The organism is Nocardioides sp. JQ2195 (assembly GCF_012272695.1).
Taxonomy (GTDB): domain Bacteria; phylum Actinomycetota; class Actinomycetes; order Propionibacteriales; family Nocardioidaceae; genus Nocardioides.
Map to the genome: position 1 here is coordinate 124,997 of NZ_CP050902.1, position 15,985 is coordinate 140,981.

Genomic DNA, 15,985 nt, shown 5'->3' on the forward strand with positions numbered 1-15,985 from the left:
GCGGGGTCAGCGGGGGACGCGGACCAGCAGCCGACCGTGCACGCACTCCATGGCCAGCTCCCGGCCGGAGCCGATCGAGTCACCGTCGAGCTGGCGGGGGGTGTCGGTGGCAGCGCGGACCACGACCTTGCGCCCGGTGAACCGCTCGATCGTCTCGTCGGTCTTCGATCGCTTGGTCAGCACGCGCAGGGCCAGCGGGATCCACGAGAGGAACCGCTTCGGGTGCAGCAGCACCACGTCGATCAGGCCGTCGTCGATGAGGGCGTCGGGCAGCAGCGGCATGCCGGCCTGCAGGAAGCCGACGTTGCCGACCAGGACGGTGCGGGCACGGTGCTTGGTGAACGGGCCGTCGTCGACGGAGACCTCCACACGCACCGCTGGGAACATCAGGGACTTGAGCCCCGAGAGCACGTACGCGAGCCAACCGACCTTCTTCTTGATGTCCTCGTTGACGCCCTCCATGATCGCGGCGTCGAAGCCCATCCCGGCCATCACCATGAAGTGCGCGTCGTCGATGCCGTCGCCGGTCACCTCGACCATGTCGATGGCACGGTCCTGGCCGTTGAGGGCGACGTCGATCGCGGAGCGGATGTAGAGCGGGATGTCGAGGTTGCGGGCCAGCAGGTTGCCGGTGCCGGCCGGGAGGATGCCGACGGGGATGCCGGTGCCGGCGAGCTCGGCGCAGACCTCACGCACCGTGCCGTCACCACCGCAGACGATCACCAGGTCGGCACCACCGACGGCGGCGGCCGCGGCCATCCCGGTGCCCGGGTCCTCGATGGTCGTGTAGTGCCACACCGGCTCGTTCCAGCCGTCCTCCCGGGCCATCGTCGCGACGATCGAGCGGAACTGACCGACGTCCTCCACCTTGATCGGGTTGAGCACGACGTGCAGGTCGCGCGAGGAGCCGGGCACGCTCGTGACCAGTGGGCTGGTGGTCTGGGCGCTGCTCCTGGGCAGCGGTGAGTAGAGCGCCAACCCGAGCACCACGAAGCCGCTGGCGAGCAGCAGGCCACCGAGCAGGTCGGTCGGGAAGTGGCGCCCGAGCAGGATCCGGTCCGCACAGATGAGCAGGAAGGCGAACCCCAGCAGCACGCCCACGAGGTGGCGCAACCCGCGCCGCCGCACCAGCATGACGGTGACCACCAGGAGGACCCCACCCAGCGCAGCGGCGTACGCCGCGTGGCCGGACGGGAAGGAACCGTTGGTCAGCTGTTCCTCGGGGACCCACCAGCGCGGTCGGTCCCGGTCGACGCCCCACTTCAGCAGGTGCACCGCGGCCATCGTCGCCGCGACGACCCCCACCACGTAGCCGGCCGCGCGGCGGTGCCCCTTCGACCAGAGGAGTGCGCCGATCAGCACCGTCAGCACCGTGCAGGCGAGGGTGCCCGTGGCCAGCTCCAGCGTGTGCAGGGCGTCGGCCAGGCTCGCGTGGTCGCGGGTCCACTCCGCGGAGGGGCGGGTGACGTCGTGGTCCAGGGTCTGCAGGGGGCTCCACGCCGTGGTGACCAGGACCGTGAGCAGCACGAACAGCCCGAAGCACAGGGCGGACCAGCGCAGGAGGATGGCGCGGGGGCGGTCGATCACAGGCAAGCCATTCGGTGGGGAACAGGTGGGTCAAGGGCAAAGTATGCCGCGAGCGTTGCACCACCCCGGTATTCGACGCGACCTGTGGCAGCGACGCCAGATAGCCTTGCCGCATGATCGATCCACGAATCCTCCGAGACGAACCCGACCGCGTGCGTGCTGGCCAGGCCAAGCGTGGACTCTCCGACGACGTCGTGGACCGCGCCCTCTCGGCCGACAAGGCCCGCCGCGAGGCGATCGCCGCCTTCGAGGCCAAGCGCGCGGAGCAGAAGCAGCTCGGGAAGCTGATCCCCCGGGCGCAGGGCGACGAGAAGGCCCAGCTTCTCGCGCAGACCAAGACCCTGGCCGCCGAGGTGAAGGCCGCGGAGGCAGCCCAGACCGGCGCCGAGGCCGAGTGGCAGCAGGCGCTGCTCAGCATCCCCAACCTGGCTGCCGACGAGGCGCCGGCCGGTGGCGAGGACGACTTCGTCGTGCTCGAGACGATCGGCACGCCGAGGGACTTCACCCAGGAGGGCTTCGAGCCCCGCGACCACATCGAGCTCGGTCGGATGCTCGGCGCGATCGACCTTGAGCGCGGCGCGAAGGTGTCGGGCAGCCGGTTCTACTTCCTCACCGGCGTCGGCGCCGAGCTCGAGTTCGCCCTGATCAACCTGGCGATGGCGCAGGCCCGTGAGGCCGGCTTCACCCAGATGATCGCGCCCGCGCTGGTCAAGCCGCGGGCCATGGAGGGCACCGGCTTCCTCGGCCAGGCCGCCGACGACGTCTACCGGATCGAGGGCGAGGAGATGTACCTCGTCGGCACCTCGGAGGTCGCGATGGCGGCGTACCACTCCGACGAGATCCTCGACGGCGAGACTTTGCCGCGTCGTTACGCCGCGTTCAGCCCCTGCTTCCGCAAGGAGGCAGGCTCGCACGGCAAGGACACCAAGGGCATCATCCGGGTGCACTGGTTCGACAAGGTGGAGATGTTCATCTACACGACCCCCGAGGAGGCCGAGGCCGAGCACCTGCGCCTGCTCGACTGGGAGAAGCAGTTCCTCGACAAGCTCGAGCTGGCCTACCAGGTGATCGACACCGCAGCCGGTGACCTCGGGCTGAGCGCGAAGCGCAAGTTCGACTGTGAGGCCTGGATCCCCACGCAGGGCAAGTACCGCGAGCTCACCTCGACCTCGAACTGCACCGAGTTCCAGTCCCGCCGACTCGACATCCGGGGTCGTTTCGAGGGCACCATCAAGCCGGTGGCCACGCTCAACGGCACCCTCTGCGCGATCCCGCGCACGATCGTGGCGATCCTCGAGACCCACCAGCAGGCCGACGGCTCGGTGCGGGTCCCGAAGGCGTTGCAGCCCTACCTGGGTGGCCGAGAAGTCCTGGAGCCCGTGGTCTGAAGATGACGGACAAGACGGTGGTTGAGGAGCCGAGGAACGAGGGGTCCTCCGAGTCGGTGGTTGAGGAGCCGAGGAACGAGGCGTCTCGAAACCACGACTGGACCCCCAAGCTGGTCGCCCTCGACATCGACGGCACCCTCCTGCGCTGGGTCGACGGCGGAGGCACCGTGCACGGCGAGGTCGTGCCGGCGGTGCGTGACGCCGTACGCCGAGCACACGACGCCGGCGCGCACGTCGTGCTGGCCAGCGGTCGCTCGCTCCACGGGATGACCACGATCGCCGACCAGCTCGGGCTGCCCGACGACGGCGCCGAGCCGCTGTGGATCGTGGCCTCCAACGGTGCGGTCGTGCTCCGCTACCCACCCGTCGAGGTGGTGCACGAGGAGAAGTTCGACGCGAGCAAGGCGGTGCGCCAGGTCCTCGAGCTGCACCCCAGCGCCCTCATCGGGGTGGAGAACCGTGGCAACGGCTACCGGGTCAACCGGCACTTCCCACCGGGCGAGCTGTCGGGCGAGATGACGATCACCGACGTCGAGGAGATGATCGCCGAGCCGGTCAGTCGTGTGATCATCCGCGACCCCGACGCCACCGTCGAGGACTTCCAGCAGCTCGCGACCAGGCTCGGGCTGCACGGCACCGACTACGTGATCGGCTGGACCGCGTGGATGGACCTCGCCCCGGTCGGCATCTCCAAGGCCTCCGGGCTGGCCCACGTCGCGGCCCAGCTGGGCATCGACGAGGCCGAGGCACTGGCCATCGGTGACGGACGCAACGACCTCGAGATGTTTGCCTGGGCCGGCCGCTCCGTGGCCATGGGCCAGGCGGTGCCCGAGGTGAAGGAAGCCGCCGACCACGTCACCGCACCGGTCGACGAGGACGGCGCCGCGGTGGAGCTGGACCTGTGGTTTCGAGACGCCTCGTCCCTCGGCTCCTCAACCCAAGGGTTCAAGGGCGGCGCAAGCGCCGAAGGGCCGTGAGGCCGAGGCTGGTCGCCACGGACCTGGACGGCACCCTGCTCGATCCCTCGGGCCAGGTCAGTGACCGGACCCGCGCCGCCCTGCTCGCGGTGGAGGCACTGGGCGTGCCCGTCGTCTTCGTCACCGGTCGCCCGATCCGTTGGATGGACGACCTGTGGGCCGACGTCGGTGGCCACGGCCTGGCCGTCTGCTCCAACGGCGGCATCGTCTACGACGTCTCGTCCCACACCGTGCGCAACGCGCTCACCGTCCCGCGCGACACCGCGATGAGCGTGGCTGCGACGCTGCGCAAGGCAGTTCCCGGCACGTTCTTCGCGCTCGAGAAGACGGGTGGCTTCGCTCGGGAGGAGGGCTTCATGGGCCGGCACCGCGAGCCGCTCGGCATCGAGACCGGGCCCTTGGAGTCGATCTTCGACGACACCGTGGTCAAGCTGTTGGCGATCCACCACGAGATCGGTCCGGAGACCTACTGGCGCCGTGCCGAGGAGATGGTCGGCACCCAGCTCGAGGTCACCTGGTCGTCGTCGTTCTCGCTCCTGGAGATGTCCGCCAGGGGCGTCACCAAGGCCACCACCTTGGCTCGGCTCTGCGCCGAGCTCGGGATCGACCAGGCGGACGTCGTGGCGTTCGGTGACATGCCCAACGACGTCCCGATGCTGGAGTGGGCGGGCACGTCGTTCGCGATGGCCAACGCGCACCCGACCCTGCAGCGGGTTGCCGACCACGTGGCCCCCGGCAACGACGTCGACGGCGTGGCCGCGACGCTCGAGGAGCTCTTCGAGCTCTGAACCGGGCGATCGGGAACCAACCGTGGTGGGTGCACGTCCTACCCTGAGGACGAACTACCCTGAGACGCTGGTGCGATCGGTGACGCCCACGCGACCGATCGACAGACGGAACCGACAGACGGAGGTGGCCATGCGGCGCTTGATGGTGATCGTGCTGCTCGCCCTCGGCTGGGTGGCGCTCAGCCCCGCCACCGCGGCGTACGCCTGTGACACGGCTTCTGCGCCGCGGGCCAAGCAGCTCACCCAGGCCGAGGCGGTCTTCACCGCGACCGTCAAGCGGGTCACGGCCGACCGGGCCGGCGCCGGCGCGACGACACTGTACGTCGTCGAGGTCGACCGGGTGTTCAAGGGCGAGCGCGTCAACACCGAGGAGACGGTCAGCTCGCCGACCAAGCGCGCCAAGTGCGGGCTCGTGGGGGTCACGGAGGGCAACCGCTATCTCTTCGTGGCCGGTCAGGTGACCAAGGGCACCTTCCAAGCGCGCAGCTTCCAGGGCACCCAGGCGATCAATGCCGAGGTGCGCGACGACGTCGAGCGGGTCCTCGGCGAGGGAACGCCGCCTGCGGACGCCGAGGAGCGGGCTGCCGACGACGCGCTGACCACCACCCGGGTCGACGAGACATCCGCTCCCAGCGTCGCCACCATGGTGGTTCCCGGACTCGTGCTGGCCCTCATCGGCTGCCTGGTGCTCGTGCTCACCCGCATCTTCGGCAGGCCCGATCACCCATGACCGCGCGCCTGCTGCTGCGTCTGCTCGTCGTGTTCGGGCTCGCCGCCACGTGCCTGGTGCTCTTCGGAGCCCCGGCCCAGGCCTGCTCCTGCGCCGTGGTGGGGACGGACCGGCTGGTCGGCAGCGCCGACCAGGTGTTCAGCGGCACGGTGGTCGACTCCACGCGCACCGGTCGCGGCAACGTCGGCGAGATCACGTACGACGTCGAGGTCGACCGCGCCTTCAAGGGCGACGTCGCCGACACCGTGCAGGTGGCCACGGCGGCGTCGTCGGCGACCTGCGGCCTGGAGGGCATTCCCGACGGCGACCACTACCTGTTCTTCGGCCTGACCGATGCCACGCGTGAGGGGGTCGTCAAGGCCTCCCTGTGCGGTGGCTCGGCGCCGCTCACCGACCGGGTGGTGAAGAAGGTCGAGGCCGTGGCCGGCCCCGGCACCACACCGACCGGCACCCTCGCCGGTCCGCAACCCTCGGAGGGCGCCGACCCAGGAGACCGGGGTGCCGGCTCGAGCGTCGAGGCCAGCTCCGCCGCGGGCGGTTCCTCCGGCGACGACGGCGTCGCGGTCTGGCCGTTCATCGGCGGGGTGCTGGTGATCGCCCTGGTTGCCGGGACCTGGACCGCACGGCGAACGAGCTAGCTAGAGGTACATCCCCGACTGGCCGCCGGAGTCGGGCTCGCCCGACGGCTGTCCGGGCTGGGGTTGCCCCGGTTGCCCGGGCTGACCGTCCGCCTGCTGCAGCATGCCCGGGGGCAACGCGCGACGCATCTGCTCGAGCTGGGCGCGCGAGGCGACCTGCTGGGCATAGATGGCGGTCTGGATGCCGTGGAACAGCCCCTCGAGCCACCCCACCAGCTGGGCCTGGGCGATGCGCAGCTCGCTGTCGCTCGGCGTGCCCTCGGCGAACGGCAAGGACAGCCGCTCGAGCTCGTCGATCAGCTCGGGGGCGAGCCCGGCCTCCAGCTCCTTGATGGAGGACTGGTGGATCTCCTTGAGCCGGTTGCGGCTGGCCTCGTCGAGCGGCGCCGACTTCACCTCTTCGAGGAGCTGACGGATCATGCTGCCGATGCGCATGACCTTCGCCGGCTGCTCGACCAGCTCGGTGATGTGGCGCTCGTCGTCCTCGTCACCCCCGGACGTCGAGGTCACTACCTCCATCGCCTCCGGGGTCAGGGCCTCGGCGGGGATGGTCCCGACCGGCTGGCCGTCAGGGCCGATGACGACGACGTGTTCTTCGGGCTGATTCTCGCTCATGGCACCACCTTACGGGTCAGAGCGTGAGCAGGATCTTGCCGACGTGGCCGCTGTCCTCCATCAGCTGGTGGCCCTCGACGACCTTCTCCAGCGGCAACGACGTGTGGATCACGGGCTTGACCTGCTTGTCCTCGACGAGCGGCCAGATGTGCTCCACGACGGACGCGCAGATCGCCGACTTCTCCTCGACCGGCCGGGCCCGCAGCGACGTGGCGATCACGGCGCCACGCTTGCTGAGCAGGCGACCGATGTCGAGCTCGCCCTTGGACCCGCCCTGCATCCCGATGATGACCAGGCGTCCCTCGGTGGCGAGCGCCTTGACGTTGGAGGGGAGGTACTTCGCGCCCATGTTGTCGAGGATGACGTCGGCGCCGCCGGCCTCCTTCAGCACCTCGACGAAGTCCTCCTCGCGGTAGTTGATGGTCACGTCGGCGCCCAGATCGGCGCAGACGGCCAGCTTCTCCGCAGACCCTGCGGTGGTGAACACCTTCGCGGACAGCGCGGTGGCGAGCTGGATGGCGAAGGTGCCGATGCCACCGGCACCGCCGTGCACCAGGAACTTCTCGCCCGGCTGCAGGCCCGCGGCCATGAACACGTTGGACCACACCGTGCAGGCCACCTCGGGGATGGCGGCGGCCTCGACGAGGGAGATCCCCTCCGGCACCGGCATCAGCTGGCCGGCCGGGACGGCGACCAGCTCGGCGTACCCGCCGCCGGCGAGCAGGGCGCAGACCTTGTCGCCGACCTGCCAGTCGGTGACCCCCTCGCCGATGCCGACCACGGTGCCGCTGCACTCCAGGCCGAGCACGTCGGAGGCTCCGGGCGGCGGAGGGTAGAAGCCCTGCCGCTGCAGGGTGTCCGCCCGGTTGACGGCGGTCGCTGCGACCTTGACCAGCACCTCACCCGGGCCGGGCTCGGGATCGGGCAGGTCGGTGACGGTCAGGGCTTCGGGGCCACCCGGGTCGGTGACGATCACGGCACGCATGCACCCAGCGTAGGAGGTGCCCGCGAATCACCCGCAGCGGCTCAGCTGTCGAACTCGTCGATGCTGTCGGCGGTGTGGTCGACCGTGCTGTCATCGGGGATCGGGTCGTCGATGTCCTCGGGGTCGGGGGCGTCGGCCGGTCGCTCCCAGCCGATCGCCAGCTGGCTGGCCGCTCCCGCTAGCTCCTCGACGCGAGCCGGGTCGGCGCCGTGGACGGCGGTGGCGTACCCGAGCAGGAAGGTGGTGATCGGAGCCGCCGGCCGCTGCACGTTGTGGGCGGCGTCGCGGGCCAGGTCGAGCACGAGGGCTTCATCCAGCTCGACCTCGACGTCGAGGACGTCGCAGAGTTCATCGATCCAGTCGTGGAGGTTCACGCCTCCACCGTCCTGCGAACCGGCTCGGGTTGCAAGACCCCGGGGATGGTTTTCACGTGTCTCCGAGGTCGCGCAGGTCCGACCAGCCGTCGATGTCGCGCGCCTCGCCGCCCACGGCGACCACCTCGGCCAGGTCGAGGTCGGCCACCAGGCGGTGGATCGGCAGGCCGAACTCCTCGCCGTACGCCGGCCGCACGGCCTGCAGGCGTTCCGCGTCCAGGACCATCGCGAGCTGCCGTCGACCTGTCGTGTCGCAGAGCACGGCGCCGTCGTGACCCTCGGCGGCGGCACGCAGCCGGGACGTCGTCGCCATGGTCACCTGCGGCATGTCCACGGCCAGCACGACGACCTGCCGCGGCGCACGGACGAACGAGTCGAGTCCGTGGAGCAGCCCCGCCGCCGGCCCGCCCTGGGCCGGGTCCTCGCGGGTGAAGGTGACCGGCCTGTTCGTGGCCACCCAGTCGCCCAGGACGACCACCTCGCCGGCGTCGACCACGGCGTCGAGGGCATGGGTCAGCAGCGTGCGGCCGTGCAGCTCGATCGAGGCCTTGTCGACGCCACCCATCCGAGCGGCGGTTCCGCCGGCCAGGATGATCGCGCCGAGCGCGAGGGGATTCATGCACGACATTCTGGCAGGCTGGGGGCATGGCGGATGAGTTGACCGTGGCCCTGGTCCAGCAGGCATCATCGCTGGACCCTGCGGAGAACCGTGCCTTCCTGACCGGCCTGTCGGGGTCGACCGGGGTGGGGGACGCGCAGCTCGTCGTGCTCCCCGAGGCCTTCGCCCGCGACTTCGGCAAGCCCGGCGAGGACATCGCTGCCTTCGCGGAGCCCCAGGACGGTCCGTTCGGCACCGCGGTCGCGGCGGCCGCCTCGCCGGGGCGCACGATCGTGGCCGGGATGTTCGAGACCGCAGCGGACCCCGAGCGGCCGTTCAACACGCTCGTCGTGCGAGGCGCCGCGACCGCCGCGTACCGCAAGATCCACCTCTACGACTCCTTCGGCTACAAGGAGTCAGACCGGCTCACCGCGGGCGAGTGGGAGCCGGTGGTGGTCGACGTGGACGGCTTCCGGCTCGGGCTGATGACCTGCTACGACCTCCGCTTCCCGGAGCTGGCGCGGGCGCTGGTCGACCGCGGGGCCGACGCGCTCGTCGTCCCGGCGGCGTGGGTGCCGGGACGCTCCGAGCAGGAGCACGCCCGCAAGGTCGACCACTGGCGCACGCTGGCCCGGGCCCGGGCCATCGAGAACACGACGTACGTGCTGGCGTGTGGCCAGGCGGCTCCGCGCTACACCGGCCACTCGCTGGTGGTCGATCCACTCGGCGGGGTGGTGGCCGAGGCCGGTCCGGAGCCGACCGTGCTCGCCGCGACGTTGAGCAGGGCCGCGATCGACGAGGCTCGTGCGACGAACCCATCCCTGGCGAACAGGCGGACGGCGGCCGGATAGCCTGTGCGCCGTGTCCAGCCCCGAACGAGTCACCGGTCGACGGGTGGCTGAGCGTCCCCCGAGCCGGGCCGCCCGGTTGTCCAACCGGTTCCAGCGCTCGGGCAGGCCGTCGGACGACCGGGCCGCAATCGGTGTCCGCTCCGCCGCCCTGGTGGTCGGGACGCTGGCGACCGTGGCCGCGGTTGCCGCCGCCGCCTGCGCCGTGCTCGGCTTCGGACCCGGCTGGCTCGACCAGGCCGCCGCGGTCACGATCATCACCGTGGGTGCTGCCGCGCTGGCCGCGCGAACCGGTGGCCGTCCCTTCATCTTCGGTGGCCTGGCCCTGGCCATCGGGCTGGGTGCGGTGCTGTCCGACATGGAGCGTCTGCGCACCGGGGCGGCCGTCCTGACCGCGGTGTGCGCGGGCGTTCTCGCGGTGATGGCGACGGTGCCGGCCCGTCGGTTCCGGATCGCCGCCCGCGAGGTGCTGGTGGCCCTGCTGATCTCCTGCGTGGGAGCCCTGGCCGTGGTCGGCTTCCGGCCGATGATCAGCCTGGAGCGCTTCGACTACGTCTCCCTGGCGCTGGCGTTCCTGCTCGCCGTGGTCCTGGTCTACCGCCTCGGTGCCGGCCTGCACGGTCTCGGTCGGCGAGGTGCCGTGGTGCTGCTGGTGGGCGGTGTCTCGCTGGCCCTCACCTTGGCGTACGCCGAGCTGCTGCGCCGCTACGGCTCCCAGTCGATGGTCGACGATGTGCTCGACGGCGTCCGGTGGGTGCGGGCCAACCTCGGCGCCGTTCCTCGTCCGATCCAGGTCCTGGTCGGTGTGCCGGCCCTGGTCTACGGGACGCACCTGAGGGCCCGGCGACGCCAGGGTTGGTGGGTGTGCGTCTTCGGTGTGGCGCTGACCTGCTCGGTGGCGGGCATCATGACCAACCCGATGACAGGTTGGCTCGAAGCGGGCCTGATCATCCTCTACTCGGTCCTGCCCGGGTTGGTCCTCGGCTATCTCGTGATCCGCGTGGACCTGGCGTTCACCGGCCCCCGGGGGCGCAGAGCCCGCCGTGAGGAGGAGCTGGCCGCCTCGCGCCCGGAGCCCGCCCGACTGCAGCCGCTGCACTGAGGCACCGGCTCGTGCGCGAGTCGTGGGTGGTACTTCCAGGTAACCGGACGCAGCGAGTAGCGTCACCGGCATGACCCGGGAGAAGGCAACAGACATCGTGGCCGAGATGGTGGCCAACGTGATGACCGTGTCGGTCGACGTCGGTGACGAGGTCGGCGTCGGTGACCAGATGCTGATGCTGGAGTCCATGAAGATGGAGATCCCCGTGCTGACCGAGTGCGCGGGCACCGTCACCAACATCCGGGTGACCGCCGGTGACGTGGTGCAGGAGGGCGACATCCTGATCACCCTGCGCAACAAGCCCTGACCCACGCCGCTGGGCTCTCCACGGGGAGCCCCTCAGTGGTGGCACCGGCACGGGAGAACTGGCCCGGGGGCTTTGGCAGAGGGGGCGGGATTCGAACCCGCGGTAGGTCTCCCTACGACCGCTTTCAAGGCGGTTCCGATAGGCCACTCCGGCACCCCTCCGTGCACCCACCGTGGCAGGTGCACGCAGCATCCTACTGGTGCCGTCGGGGCCGCACGGACCGTGGCACTCCGACCGCGTCCACTCCCGGGTCAGTGCTGGGTCACTGCTGGGTCACTCCGACCCGCCGAGCTCCAGCTCCACCTCGTCGTAGGCCAGGTCGTGCAGGCGCTGCCGGTGGTGGCTGATGTCGGCCACGATGCGCCGCAGCTCCTCGCGCACCATGCTGACGTCGGATGCCTGGAGGACCGTCGGGCCCAGTGCACTGAGCCTGGTCATCAGGGCGGTGCGCTCGCGCAGCAGGGATCCCTCGCGCGCGACCAGCCATCCCTCGGTGGCCCGGGCCGACTCGAGCGCCAGGCCGTCGCGCACCGCGGACAGGCGCTGGCGCACCGTCCAGCGCCAGTTGCCGAGGGCCGTGCCGGCGGCTGTGGGCGCTTCGATCAGCTGGCTGAGCGCAGCGAGTGCGCGTTGTACGTCGTCTCGCATCGTCGTCTCCCATCGGCCCGGTGCATCGAGTGTGACCTGTATCACGTGCCCGGACAAGGCCGAGTTGGGCCGTTCCCGGCGAGTCGGCGAGAATTGCCCCGTGACGTCCGACTATCGCCTCGCCCCCCAGCTCGCCGCCCGCATGTTGGGGCTCTCCCTGATCGCCCTGGGCGCGCTCGTGTTCGTGGCGGCCGCCCTGGTGGTGATCTTCGCCCTGCCGGTCGTCGTGCTCAGCGTGGTCGTGGTGGTCTGTGTCGTCGGCGTCTTCGCCACCGGATGGTTGCTGAACCGTCGCGCCTACATCGTGCGGGCCACCGACGACGGCTTTCGCGTGCGCTTCGTGCGCGGGGCAGGTGTTCGGCAGGCTCGCTGGATCGACGTCGAGGAAGCCGTGACCGACACCATCGCCGGGGCTCCCTGTGTGGTGCTGCGACTGCGGGACGGGCGCACGACGACCATCCCCGTCGAGGTGCTTGCGATCGACCGCGAACAGTTCGTCCGCGAGCTACAGGAACACCTCGCCGGCCACCCGCGCGAGGGCAGGGGACGACGCTGATCCAGTCGGCGTTCCGAGTGCGCCGTGGTCGGGTGGCGACCCGATTCTGACTCGCGGCGCGACTCCGGTAACCTGATCCGCGCATCATGGAGGCGTCGCCTAGTCCGGTCTATGGCGCCCGCCTGCTAAGCGGGTTTGGGGCTACAACCCCATCGAGGGTTCAAATCCCTCCGCCTCCGCTGCTGCACAGAACCCCGTCCGGGCCGATGGCCCGGGCGGGGTTCTCCTGTCGTGGGTGCGACCTGCGGTTGTGCCCCGGGATGCCGTCGCGACGCCGGCTGCCGTGCCCCGGACGACGTGCAGCGCGCGGTCGGGAGACGGCCACGCGGGGCCCAACATTTGCAAGTCCTTGCAATGCCGATTTGTGCAGTCGGAAAGAGTGGAGTTCTGATCCTGGCATGACGCACACTGGTGACCACGGGGAATCAAGCAGGCCTAGGTGGGGAGAACATGAACATGAAGACTCTTGCTCGGCGGGTGGCAGCCATCCTCCTGACAGCTGGACTGGCCGTCGGGATCAGCGGCCTCACGTCCGCCGCCAACGCATCCGACGACACGGGCTGGGGCCGCATCGCACCCAGCGACATCGTCATCGACTGACAAATTCGGTTCTGCGACCGCAGAATCCGACAAAGACCTGAGACGGGGACCTTCAACCCCCCACATGTTCGGTCCCTGAGCCATCCCCCCGGCCCGTCTCAGAGCAAGGGCAGCGACTCTCGTCGCTGCCCTTGCCGCTTTCCCCGGCCGCGTTCCCCTGTCGGCGGGGAGTGGTCGCGGGGGTCAGGACTTCTTGCGTGCCTTGGCCTGCTGCAGGCCCATCCGGTAGCCGAGCTGGAAGCGCGTCTGCGCGTCGTACTCCTCCTTGAGCTCGGCGACGTAGCCCGCATAGGTGCGGGGACTGACGCCGAGCCGCTTGGCACAGGTCGCGTCGGCGTGACCCTCGACCAGCATGCGGATCGCCATCGCGCGCTGCTCCTCGGCGATGCCCTTCATCACGCTGGTCTCGCTGCTGGCGAACGGGCGCCCGCGGTTCCAGAACCGTTCGAAGATGTCGACGAGGTAGGCGACCAGGGCGGTGTCACGGATCGCCAGGGCGATGTCGAGGTCGTCACCGGCCGGAATGATGGCGACCTGCCGGTCGACCACGATCAGCCGGTTGAAGAACTCGTCGAGCGTGCGCACCTCGCCACCCTCGGCGGAGATCTTGGAGACGTAGGCGCGGGTGGCCCGGTTCCGGCGGGCCGCGTGCTGATAGATGGTCCGCATGGACACGCCCCGCTGGAGGGCCGCGACGTCGCGCCTGCCGGCTTCCTTGAGCGCGGCGGAGGAGTGACCCGACTGGGGTTGTGCGGTGAGCAGCTCGCTCTGCGCGCTGGGCACGACGTCGGCGAGGAACCGGTCGATCTGGTCGCCGCGCAGCCGGGTGATCGGGCCGTCGTCCGTCGAGGGCGAGCGGCGGTAGGCGTGGCCCAGCGAGGTGAACGCCTGGGCCCAGTGGCTGGACTCGTTGATCAGCTGGGCGCCCTGCAGGCCCAGCGGCGCGACCACGGCGGCCTGGACCGAGTGCGGGTCGACCACGACGTAGCGGGTGCCGTCGAGGCTGAGCAGGCCCAGCTCGATCAGCAGGTCGGTGGCGGCTCGGTCCTGCTCGAGCAGCGGGTCGTCGACCTCGACCCCGCCCACGGAGGCGATCTCCTCGAACAGCTGGGAGGCCGTGGACTCGAAGAGAGCGCGTCGCTCTGACCCACCTTGTCGTTCCACAGCCATCAGCCCTTCCAGTGCGTCCGCGGCCGATTATGCCTGACGGCCCCGGACTCGTGATGAGTCCGGGGCCGTCATTGTCGTTCTTCGGGCGAAGAGGTCAGCCCTCTTCGTTCTCCAGGTCGGCGGCCACGCGACGGTGGGCCTCCCAGATCGCCTCGGGGAGATTCTCGAACTGCTTGAGGTGCTCCTCGCGGTGCGCCATCTCCTCGAGCCAGCGGGCCTTGTCGATCGTCAGGATCGTCTCGAGGTCCTCGGGCTTGGTGTTCATGCCCTCGAGCATCAGCTCCTCCTCGAGCGGGATGATGCCGACCGCGGTCTGGCGGCCCTTCACCTCACCGTTCTTGAGCTGGAGCAGCCACAGCAGCGGACGCAGGTTGTCGCGGTAGCCGTTCCACAGGAAGTGGCCGTCCTCCGGGTCGCGCTGGAACCAGTTGACGTGCGCGAAGATCGGCTGGTCCTTGGCGGCGCCGACGATGTTCAGGTAGTGCTGCGCGTAGTCGCCCTCGCCGTACGCCATGAACGGGCGGTTGGACATCGGGTCGTAGCGGAGCACGCCCTCCTTGCCCTCGGCGGCGGCGGTCGCCTCGGCGCCCAGGGTGAGGCCGTCGTAGACGCCCTCGGCGAGGTCGGTGATCGCGCGGATCAGCGGCTCGCGGTCACGCGTGCGGCCACCGAAGATGATCGCGTCGATCGGCACGCCGGCAGCGGCGTTGTAGTCCTTCGCGATGTTCGGGACGTTGTCGAGGGTGGTGGTGAAGCGGCTGTTCGGGTGTGCCCAGGGAGCGTCCTTCTCGTCGTCGGAGCGCTCCGAGATCGGGTTGCCCTTCCAGTCCAGCCAGCCCGTGGTGTCGGCCGGCGGCTCGGGGGTGCGCCCCTCCCACCAGACCTCCTTGGTGTCCGGGTTGTAGGCGATGTTGGTGAAGATCGCCTGGGTGCCCGGGTCGATGGAGTGCAGGGCGGTCGGGTTGGTGGACTCGTTGGTGTCCTTGGCCACGCCGAAGACGCCGTACTCCGGGTTCATCCCGTAGAGCTTGCCGTCCTTCTCGTTGACCCACAGCCAGGCGATGTCGTCGCCGTAGAACGAGACGTGGTAGCGCTCACCGAGGGAGTCGGGCGCCAGCATCATCGCGAGGTTGGTCTTGCCCGAGGCGCTCGGGAAGCCACCGCAGATGTGGTAGTCCTTGCCGGTCTCCTTGTCGTGGATCCCGATGAGCATGTACTGCTCGGCGAGGAACTTCTTGCTGGCCCAGCCGTCGTAGGCGCCCTGGCGCAGGCCGTGCGCGATCTTGCCGAGCAGCGCGTTGCCGCCGTACGACGAACCGAAGTGCAGGATCGTGCGCTCGTCGGCGACGGTCACGAAGTAGCGCTGGTCCTCGGGGGTGCCCTGGCCCAGGTTCTCCAGGTCGCCGGTCACGTGGACGGCGCGGACGAAGTGGTTGGGGTCCTCGAGGTCGTTGAGGAACTCGGCGCCGACGCGCGACATGCGGATCATGTGCAGCACGACGGTGCGGGCGTCAGTCAGCTCGACGCCGGCGGCCCACGGGGCGAGGTCGTTGCCGGGAGGGGACATCAGGTAGGGGATGACGTACATCGTCTTGCCCTTCGAGGCGCCGCGCATGCGGTCCTCGAGCATCGGCTTCATCTCCGAGGCGGGCTTCCAGTTGTTGTAGACGCCCTTGTCCTTGGGGTCGTTGGTCGCCACGATCGTGCGCTCTTCGGAGCGGGCGGTGTCCTTGAAGTAGGACCGTGAGTAGTAGAGCCCATCGCCGGCCGGGTCGAGCTCGCCAGCATCCAGGGCTTCCTGGATCAGGCGGGCGTCGTCGGCGGCGCTGACGACCTCGACGCGCTCTGCGCCGGTGAGCTCCGCGTAGTAACGGACATACTCACGAACGTGGGGGTTGGTGACCCCAGCCGCATCCAGTGTTGCCTCAACGTCTGCCATCGTGTGCCTTGACCCTCTCGGTGGAAGTGTCGGTTTTGGTGGGACTGCGTAAGTCCCACCCCGTGTGCTGCAGGGTTCCATTAGTTGAAGAACTTTTCAACTAATGTAGTGTTCATCTCTGGTGAATCTACCGCG

18 protein-coding genes and 2 tRNA genes are annotated in these 15,985 nt (G+C 69.8%); 11 read left to right on the forward strand and 9 right to left on the reverse strand.

Annotation, left to right across the window (positions count from 1 at the left end):
- Positions 1 to 6: 6 nt before the first annotated feature.
- Positions 7 to 1,587: a YegS/Rv2252/BmrU family lipid kinase gene (locus ncot_RS00600; RefSeq protein ID WP_168615853.1), complete on the reverse strand. Its 1,581-nt coding sequence runs from the start codon at positions 1,585 to 1,587 to the stop codon at positions 7 to 9.
- 113 nt (positions 1,588 to 1,700) lie between these two features.
- Between ncot_RS00600 and serS the strand changes: the two genes are divergently transcribed.
- From serS to ncot_RS00625, 5 genes are all read left to right on the forward strand, one after another.
- Positions 1,701 to 2,975 carry a serine--tRNA ligase gene (serS, locus tag ncot_RS00605; protein WP_168615854.1) on the forward strand — a complete coding sequence of 425 codons (1,275 nt, stop codon included), beginning with the start codon at positions 1,701 to 1,703 and terminating at the stop codon, positions 2,973 to 2,975.
- A gap of 2 nt (positions 2,976 to 2,977) precedes the next feature.
- Positions 2,978 to 3,952: an HAD family hydrolase gene (locus ncot_RS00610; protein ID WP_168615855.1), complete on the forward strand. Its 975-nt coding sequence runs from the start codon at positions 2,978 to 2,980 to the stop codon at positions 3,950 to 3,952.
- A complete protein-coding gene (locus ncot_RS00615; RefSeq protein WP_168615856.1) occupies positions 3,949 to 4,740 on the forward strand; it encodes a Cof-type HAD-IIB family hydrolase in 792 nt (263 codons plus the stop codon). The genes ncot_RS00610 and ncot_RS00615 overlap by 4 nt, the downstream gene beginning before the upstream one ends.
- Before the next feature lie 130 nt (positions 4,741 to 4,870).
- A complete protein-coding gene (locus ncot_RS00620) occupies positions 4,871 to 5,470 on the forward strand; it encodes a hypothetical protein (protein ID WP_168615857.1) in 600 nt (199 codons plus the stop codon).
- Entirely contained in the window at positions 5,467 to 6,108 is a 642-nt protein-coding gene (locus tag ncot_RS00625; protein WP_168615858.1) for a hypothetical protein, read from the forward strand. Before ncot_RS00620 ends, ncot_RS00625 begins: the two co-directional genes overlap by 4 nt.
- Here ncot_RS00625 and ncot_RS00630 read toward each other — a convergent pair whose 3' ends face one another.
- Genes ncot_RS00630 through ncot_RS00645 form a run of 4 tightly spaced genes read right to left on the reverse strand, consistent with a single transcriptional unit; the run spans position 6,109 to position 8,701 of the window.
- Positions 6,109 to 6,723: a bacterial proteasome activator family protein gene (locus ncot_RS00630; RefSeq protein ID WP_168615859.1), complete on the reverse strand. Its 615-nt coding sequence runs from the start codon at positions 6,721 to 6,723 to the stop codon at positions 6,109 to 6,111.
- 16 nt (positions 6,724 to 6,739) lie between these two features.
- On the reverse strand, positions 6,740 to 7,708 hold the full coding sequence (locus ncot_RS00635; RefSeq protein WP_168615860.1) for an NAD(P)H-quinone oxidoreductase: 969 nt from the start codon (positions 7,706 to 7,708) through the stop codon (positions 6,740 to 6,742).
- A 41-nt stretch (positions 7,709 to 7,749) separates the two neighbouring features.
- A complete protein-coding gene (locus tag ncot_RS19410) occupies positions 7,750 to 8,082 on the reverse strand; it encodes a DUF6457 domain-containing protein (RefSeq protein ID WP_206065062.1) in 333 nt (110 codons plus the stop codon).
- 52 nt (positions 8,083 to 8,134) lie between these two features.
- Complete coding sequence (locus ncot_RS00645; RefSeq protein ID WP_240938003.1) at positions 8,135 to 8,701, reverse strand: NTP transferase domain-containing protein; 567 nt, start codon at positions 8,699 to 8,701, stop codon at positions 8,135 to 8,137.
- Positions 8,702 to 8,727: 26 nt separating this feature from the next.
- Here ncot_RS00645 and ncot_RS00650 point away from each other — a divergent pair, with 26 nt between their 5' ends.
- The 3 genes from ncot_RS00650 (at position 8,728) to ncot_RS00660 (ending at position 10,937) form a co-directional block, all read left to right on the forward strand.
- Positions 8,728 to 9,531, forward strand: a complete 804-nt coding sequence (locus tag ncot_RS00650; protein ID WP_168615862.1) for a carbon-nitrogen hydrolase family protein — start codon at positions 8,728 to 8,730, stop codon at positions 9,529 to 9,531.
- Between the two features lie 10 nt (positions 9,532 to 9,541).
- A complete protein-coding gene (locus ncot_RS00655; protein ID WP_168615863.1) occupies positions 9,542 to 10,630 on the forward strand; it encodes a hypothetical protein in 1,089 nt (362 codons plus the stop codon).
- 70 nt (positions 10,631 to 10,700) lie between these two features.
- Positions 10,701 to 10,937: a biotin/lipoyl-binding carrier protein gene (locus ncot_RS00660; RefSeq protein WP_168615864.1), complete on the forward strand. Its 237-nt coding sequence runs from the start codon at positions 10,701 to 10,703 to the stop codon at positions 10,935 to 10,937.
- A gap of 73 nt (positions 10,938 to 11,010) precedes the next feature.
- On the opposite strand, the gene ncot_RS00665 is transcribed toward ncot_RS00660, so the two are convergent.
- Together ncot_RS00665 and ncot_RS00670 are read right to left on the reverse strand one after the other, a co-directional pair.
- Positions 11,011 to 11,098: transfer RNA gene (locus tag ncot_RS00665), tRNA-Ser, on the reverse strand.
- Between the two features lie 112 nt (positions 11,099 to 11,210).
- Positions 11,211 to 11,585: a hypothetical protein gene (locus ncot_RS00670; protein WP_168615865.1), complete on the reverse strand. Its 375-nt coding sequence runs from the start codon at positions 11,583 to 11,585 to the stop codon at positions 11,211 to 11,213.
- 100 nt (positions 11,586 to 11,685) lie between these two features.
- On the opposite strand from ncot_RS00670, the gene ncot_RS00675 reads away from it, so the two are divergent.
- The 3 genes from ncot_RS00675 to ncot_RS00685 all read left to right on the forward strand — a co-directional run bounded on the left by ncot_RS00675 (position 11,686) and on the right by ncot_RS00685 (position 12,741).
- Complete coding sequence (locus ncot_RS00675; RefSeq protein ID WP_168615866.1) at positions 11,686 to 12,141, forward strand: hypothetical protein; 456 nt, start codon at positions 11,686 to 11,688, stop codon at positions 12,139 to 12,141.
- 88 nt (positions 12,142 to 12,229) lie between these two features.
- A tRNA-Ser gene (locus ncot_RS00680) sits at positions 12,230 to 12,320 on the forward strand.
- Positions 12,321 to 12,597: 277 nt separating this feature from the next.
- Positions 12,598 to 12,741, forward strand: a complete 144-nt coding sequence (locus ncot_RS00685; protein WP_168615867.1) for a hypothetical protein — start codon at positions 12,598 to 12,600, stop codon at positions 12,739 to 12,741.
- A gap of 183 nt (positions 12,742 to 12,924) precedes the next feature.
- On the opposite strand, the gene ncot_RS00690 is transcribed toward ncot_RS00685, so the two are convergent.
- The gene (locus ncot_RS00690) at positions 12,925 to 13,911 is read right to left on the reverse strand and encodes a LuxR family transcriptional regulator (protein WP_168615868.1); all 987 of its coding nucleotides are present in this window, start codon (positions 13,909 to 13,911) and stop codon (positions 12,925 to 12,927) included.
- A 94-nt stretch (positions 13,912 to 14,005) separates the two neighbouring features.
- On the reverse strand, positions 14,006 to 15,850 hold the full coding sequence (locus tag ncot_RS00695; protein WP_168615869.1) for a phosphoenolpyruvate carboxykinase (GTP): 1,845 nt from the start codon (positions 15,848 to 15,850) through the stop codon (positions 14,006 to 14,008).
- Positions 15,851 to 15,985: the final 135 nt, after the last annotated feature.